The sequence below is a fragment of the Arhodomonas sp. KWT genome, assembly GCF_010993615.1.
In genome coordinates, this window is sequence record NZ_WNXE01000617.1 from 1 (window position 1) to 983 (window position 983).

Sequence of the window (983 nt, forward strand, 5' to 3'; positions counted from 1 at the left end):
CTGTCCGGGTGATCCCTCGGGGCAGCCGAGCGAACGCGTATGGGCAAAGGGGGGCGGACCGAATGCCGGACTCATTGCCGGAGTGTCGGCAACGCAGCGCTAGCGCCGCTTCTACCCGTTGTGGTGCTTGCAAGAGTAAGTGCCCGGTAAGGCCGGGGGTCTAGAAACGTAAACTCACCCCTTGCTTGTTCGGAGACGTCATGCCCTTTAAAGACCGTTGCATTCCCGCGAGCCCCCTGTGCCGTGTCCTGTTCGCCGCGCTGATCACGGTGTCGTTCGGTGCCGGGGCCGCGTCGCCCGTTACGTTTGTCGCCCGGCAGGCCGTGGATGGTGACGTGTTCGGTACCACCGTCGCCATCGACGACGGCCGGGTCGCGGTGGGTGCGTCCTCGACGGACCTTGAGCGGGACGACGTCGGCGCGGTCTACCTGTTCGACCGCACCGGGGGTGGCATTGCGCCGGCCGCGATGCTCCAGGCGTCCGACGGCGAGCTCGCGGACGGGTTCGGCGCGTCTGTCGCGGTCAGTGGCGACACGGTCCTCGTCGGGGCGCCGGGCGTGGTGCTCTCCGAGCTTAACGAGGGGGCAGCGTATCTCTTCGAACGCAAAGGCGGGGCGTGGACCCCGGTCGCGAAGCTGCGGCGCGATACGGTCGGGAAGAACGACATGGCCGGCGTTGCCGTGGCCCTGGATGGTGGTGTCGCGGCCATCGGTGCCCCGGGGGCGGACGTCGTCGGCGAGGACTCGGGCGTGGTACTGGTCTACGAACGCGGGGAGGGCGGCTGGACGAAAACCGCGTCCCTGACGCCGAAGTCCGCCGGGGAGCGCTTCGGTTCCGCCGTCGCCGTAGACGGAGACCGTATCCTGGTGGGGGCCAGCGGCGACGTGCCGGCGAAGGAGACGACGGGCAGCGCCTACGTCTTCGGGCGCCGGGATAGCGGCTGGGAGCAGGCCGCAAGGCTGACGCCGTCGGACGGCGGCGGT

Annotated in this window: 1 pseudogene; it reads left to right on the forward strand. The window is 69.6% G+C overall.

What is annotated here, in order from left to right:
* Nucleotides 1-200: 200 nt before the first annotated feature.
* Nucleotides 201-983, forward strand: a pseudogene (locus tag G7A99_RS21170) (hypothetical protein); the annotation flags it as partial.